Genomic DNA, 5,259 nt, shown 5'->3' with positions numbered 1-5,259 from the left:
GTGCCCACGCCGCTTCAGCGCTCCGAGACGCGGCACTCGGTCGCCGACCACCGAACCGGCTGTCGAACCATCCGACCGCGACAGATCCGCCCGACCAGAAGGAGTCCAACATGACCGCCGCACTTTCGGTGCAGCTCCATAGCGTGCGAGGACCCGATGAACCAGCCTGCTGCATCTGAGGGCTGCGCCCGCTGGGGCGTGTACGAAGTCGAACTCCACGGCCCCGCCGAGGGCAACCCGTTCACCGACGTCGACCTGGTAGCGCTCTTCAACGACGGTGGGCGGGAGTTGCGCGCCGGGGGGTTCTACGACGGGAACGGGATCTACCGGGTCCGCTTCATGCCCGACGCCGAGGGACAGTGGACCTTCACGACGGCCTCGAACGCCCCCGCGCTCGACGGCGTGACCGGCGAGTTCATCTGCACCGCATCGGCACCGGGCGCTCATGGTCCGGTCCGGGCCGACGGCTTCCACTTCGCGCACAGCGACGGCACCCGCTACGTCCCGGTCGGCACCACCGCCTACGCGTGGACCCACCAGGTGGAGCGCCTGCGGGACCAGACCCGCCGGACCTTGGCCGCGGGGCCGTTCAACAAGATTCGGATGTGCCTGCTGCCCAAGTGGTACCAGTACAACCACGACGAGCCCGAGCGCTACCCCTTCCCCGGCTCGGCCGAGGAAGGCTGGGACACGACCCGGTTCGACCCGGCGTTCTTCCGCCGCTTCGAGCAGGAAGTGGCCGCCTTGCAGGACATGGGGATCGAAGCGGACGTCATCCTCCTCCACCCCTACGACCAGTGGGGATTCGCCGACCTCGGCGCCGAAGCCGACGACCGGCTGGTCCGCTACACGGTCCGGCGCCTCGCGGCCTACGCGAACGTGTGGTGGTCCATGGCCAACGAGTACGACCTGTTCAAGGCCAAGACCGAGGACGACTGGGAGCGACTGGCCGCCGTAGTGTCCGAAGAGGACCCGCACGGGCACCTCAACTCGATCCACAACTGCGGCCCGTTCTACGACTACGCCAAACCCTGGATCACCCACGCCGGCGTCCAGCGCCAGGACATATACCGGACCGCCGAGTTCACCGACGAGTGGCGCGAGCGCTGGGGCAAGCCGGTCGTGGTCGACGAGTGCGCCTACGAAGGCGACATCGACCAGGGCTGGGGGAACATCTCCGGCGAGGAGTTGACCCGGCGCTGCTGGGAGGGCGCGGTGCGGGGCGGCTACGTCGCGCACGGCGAGACCTACCTCAACGACGCCGAGGAACTCTGGTGGTCCAAAGGCGGCGAACTCGTCGGCACCAGCCCGGCCCGCATGGGCTTCCTGCGCGAGGTCATCGCCGCGTCCCCGACCGGGGTCCTCGACCCGATCCCGGGCGCCTGGGACGCGCCGGTCGGCGGGGTCGCCGGCGAATACGAGGTCACCTACTTCGGGTTCAGCCGCCCCCGCTTCCGCGAACTCACACTCCCCGAAGGCAAGCGCTGGACGGTCGACGTGATCGACACCTGGAACATGACCGTCGAACGCGTCGCCGACCACGCCGAGGGCACCATCCGCGTCCCCCTCCCCGGCCGCGAACACATGGCCATCCGCATCCTCGCCGAGAAATGATGAGTAACGAGGGCAAGAAACCCCCAATGCATTCCTCACCTGTCAACGGCCGCAACGGGTTCGCGAAGGCTCTCCCACCGGCTCGGGCCGATATCGGGGCTCTGGCCAAGGCGCGCAGGAGTGCTCAGGCCGGGAACATCCGACCTTTCCTTTCCGCGCTCACGTGCAGGGGCACTTCCTCGCCGCGTGGGCGTACGCCTCGGCCGTGCTCGGCGACACCGTCAGCCGCGACAAGGCCGAGCACATGGACGGTGACCGGCGAGTCCGCAGGTCTGTGGACCATGCGGATCCGCGTCCCGGCGTGGACCATCGACGCCGAACTCAGTGTCAACGGCTTCGTGCAGTACCTCGCCGCAGAGCCCGGCTCCTACGCCGGCATCACCCGGGACCGGGCCTCCGGCGACACCGGCACCGTGAAGCACCCGATGCAAGTGGTCGCCCACGCCGGCACCGTTGATGCATCGACGTATTTCAATCGAGAGTGGAGTAGTAAATGACATCGCAAGCCCCGTTGCATCCTGACGAGGATCCGGCCTTCGAGTGGGCCCTCCCTGGGCTCCACCTGAAGTTCGACCACCGCGACGACCGGCCCGTACGGCTCGTGCGCCTCGCGACCGCACCCGAGGCGCCATCAGCGGCCTCGCCCTCGGCGATCGTCGACGTCATCACCGCCGGCGGCGCGCACCGCGACAGCAACGACCAGGGCCTTCTCTACTCGAGCGCCGGGCAGCGGCTCCGCTATGCGGGCCACGAATCGGACGAGACCGAGCTGCGGATCCGCCAGCGCGCACCGGAGTTCGGCATCGAGGTGCTCAGCGTCTTCCGCGTCGCTGGACCGGGCCTCCAGATCCGGCACACCGTGCGCAACGTGGCCGACCGGAGTCTCATGCTGCTCTCGGTGAGTTCGGCGCTCGTGGCCGTGCCCGCCGACGGCGCGCACGACCTCCTCTGGGGCGAGAGCGAATGGCTGGCCGAGGGGCGTTGGCGGCAGCGCCCACTGAGCGAGCTGCTGCCCGACATCGATCCCGCGATGGACGGCGGCCAGCACCCGCGCGGGCTCTTCTCGCTGACCAGCCACGGAAGCTGGTCGACCGGTTCGTTCCTGCCGACCGGGATCCTCGCGGCCGAGACCGTCCCTTCGATCGCGTGGCAGGTCGAGACCAGCGCGGGCTGGCACTGGGAGGCGGCGCAGACCGGGAGCGCCGTGACGGTGGGCGTGCACGGCGCGACCGACAGGCACCACCAGTTCGCCGCGCGGCTGGCGCCGGGCGAGGAGTTCACCTCGGTGCCGGCAGGGCTCTGCGTCGCCGACGGCGGCCGGGACGCGGTGTTCGCGGCGCTCACCGGTTACCGGCGCGCGATCCGTGAGGTGCGCCCGGTCGACGCGCGGCTTCCGGTGGTCTACAACGACTACATGAACACCCTCATGGGCGAGCCGTCGACGGAGAGGCTATTGCCGCTCATCGAGTCGGCGGCCGGGGCGGGCGCGGAGTACTTCTGCATCGACGCCGGGTGGTACGCCGTGCCCGGCAGCGCTTGGTGGGTCAGCGCGGGCGAGTGGCTCGAGGCTCCCGAGCGGTTCACCGGCGGCTTGTCGTCGGTCATCGACGCCATCCGCGCCAACGGCATGCGGCCCGGGCTGTGGTTGGAGCCGGAGGCGGTCGGGTTCGCGTCGGCGATGGCGGATCGACTGCCGGAGGAGGCGTTCTTCCGGCGGTTCGGTGAGCGGGTGATCGTGGCGGGGAACTTCCAGCTCGATTTGCGGCACCCTGCGGCGCGCGCGCACTTGGACGAGACGGTGGACCGGCTGGTGGACGAGTTCGGGCTCGAGTTCATCAAGCTCGATTACAACAGGAACATCGGTGCCGGGACTGAAGTGGACGCCGACGCGCCAGGGGCCGGGCTGCTCGGTCACACCCGAGCCTTCCGCGACTGGCTGCTCGGCGTGCAGGCGCGGCATCCGAACGTGCTGTTCGAGAACTGCGGTTCGGGTGCGCTGCGCATGGACTACAACATCCTTTCGGTGGCGCACCTGCAGTCGACCTCAGACCAGCAGGACTTCCGGAAGTACGCGCCGATCGCGGCGGCCGCTCCCGCGAGCGTGCTGCCTGAGCAGGCGGGGAACTGGGCGTATCCGGCCGCTGCGATGAGTTTGGAGGAGACGGCGTTCGCGATGACGGCGGGCGTCATGGGCCGGCTCTACCTCTCCGGGTTCCTCAATGAGTTGAGCGCCGAGCAGTCCGCGCTGGTGCGCGAGGCCATTGCGCTCCATAAGGACTGGCGTCACCGTATCGCCGAGTCGCATCCGGTGTGGCCGCTGGGTCTCCCGAACTGGGAGGACGACGTGATCGCCCTGCAACTCGACACCGGATCCGAGTCGCTGCTGGCGCTGTGGTCTCGCGGTGAGGCTGCGGAGGTCGCGCTGCCAGGGCTGCGCGGGCGGGACCTGAAGCAGGCCTACCCGGTTACCTTGCCGGAGTGGACGATCCGCACCGACGGCCAGACGCCGGTCATAGAGGTGCCGTCCGGTCCCGCCGCCAGGATCTTCATGGTGCAGCGGTGATCCAGGGTCCAATGCCGGGCCGCCGGGAGCCTGCTGCGCGGTCATTTCGGCCAGCGGCAGGGTCGTTGCGGCGGCCCGGTCCATCGACTCGGGCGTGACCAGACGATCGACCGGGATCGTCATCGGGAAACCAGGGACTTCCGCTGCCTGGGATATTCATCTGATCTTTTTCGCGGATAAGCCTTGTGTAGGAAGGGCTCTCGACATAGTTTGTAGGCATATCTAAATTTAATGATCCTTCGCTACTTCAACCCTCCCGGAAACATCCTGGAGAGCACCCCTCCAATGCCCGCTCCCTCCTCGGGAGCGCCCTTCATCCAGAAGCACTGCACGAAGGCCGTCATCACCGGAGCCGTGAAGGGTTGACCCGCGGTCCGCGAGGGTCCGCAAGGGGAACCCGCGTCAGGCCGCACCGGGGGTCCGGCTCGAAGTTCCACAACCTCGAGTAACCAACGAAAAGGAGCAGTACGTGCGACGACGCACATTCGCCGCCACCGCAGGCGCGGCCGTGGTCGGGGCCGGGGCCCTGTCCATCCCGTTCTTCGCCGGAGCGCAAGAACGCGACCGGCAGGGAGGCAACACCTACACCTGGAAGAACGCCGCCATCAACGGCGGCGGTTTCGTCCCCGGCATCGTGTTCAACGAGACCGAGCCGAACCTGATTTACGCCCGCACCGACATCGGTGGCTGCTACCGGTGGCAGGAGGACTCCCGCACCTGGAAGCCGCTCCTGGACTGGGTCGGCCGCGACAAGTGGGGCTGGTCCGGTGTGGTCTCCATGGCCACCGACCCGGTCGAGACCGACCGCGTCTACGCCGCGGTCGGCACTTACACCATCGACTGGGACCCCAACAACGGCGCGGTCCTGTACTCCGAGGACAAGGGCGAGACCTGGGGCGCCGCCGAGCTGCCGTTCAAGCAGGGCGGCAACATGCCCGGCCGCGGCATGGGCGAACGCCTGGTGGTCAACCCGGCCGACAACGCCGAGCTGTACCTCGGTGCGCCCAGCGGCAACGGCCTGTGGCGGTCCAAGGACTACGGCCGCACCTGGGCGAAGGTCGAGAACTTCCCCAATCCCGGGA

4 protein-coding genes are annotated in these 5,259 nt (G+C 68.6%); all 4 read left to right on the top strand.

The annotated features are described in order from the left end of the window. Positions 1-156 precede the first annotated feature (156 nt). A complete protein-coding gene (locus ACFO8M_RS00190; protein WP_387968864.1) occupies positions 157-1,614 on the top strand; it encodes a DUF5605 domain-containing protein in 1,458 nt (485 codons plus the stop codon). A 251-nt stretch (positions 1,615-1,865) separates the two neighbouring features. Then, the gene (locus ACFO8M_RS00185) at positions 1,866-2,111 is read left to right on the top strand and encodes a hypothetical protein (RefSeq protein WP_387968861.1); all 246 of its coding nucleotides are present in this window, start codon (positions 1,866-1,868) and stop codon (positions 2,109-2,111) included. Beyond that, positions 2,108-4,177, top strand: a complete 2,070-nt coding sequence (locus ACFO8M_RS00180; RefSeq protein ID WP_387968858.1) for an alpha-galactosidase — start codon at positions 2,108-2,110, stop codon at positions 4,175-4,177. The genes ACFO8M_RS00185 and ACFO8M_RS00180 overlap by 4 nt, the downstream gene beginning before the upstream one ends. Before the next feature lie 469 nt (positions 4,178-4,646). Next, the coding region (locus ACFO8M_RS00175; protein WP_387968855.1) for a sialidase family protein at positions 4,647-5,259 on the top strand (613 nt) is incomplete at its 3' end.

It is taken from the genome of Glycomyces rhizosphaerae (genome assembly GCF_042647865.1).
Taxonomy (GTDB): domain Bacteria; phylum Actinomycetota; class Actinomycetes; order Mycobacteriales; family Micromonosporaceae; genus Glycomyces; species Glycomyces rhizosphaerae.
This window is presented reverse-complemented; position numbering and strand designations above follow the sequence as displayed.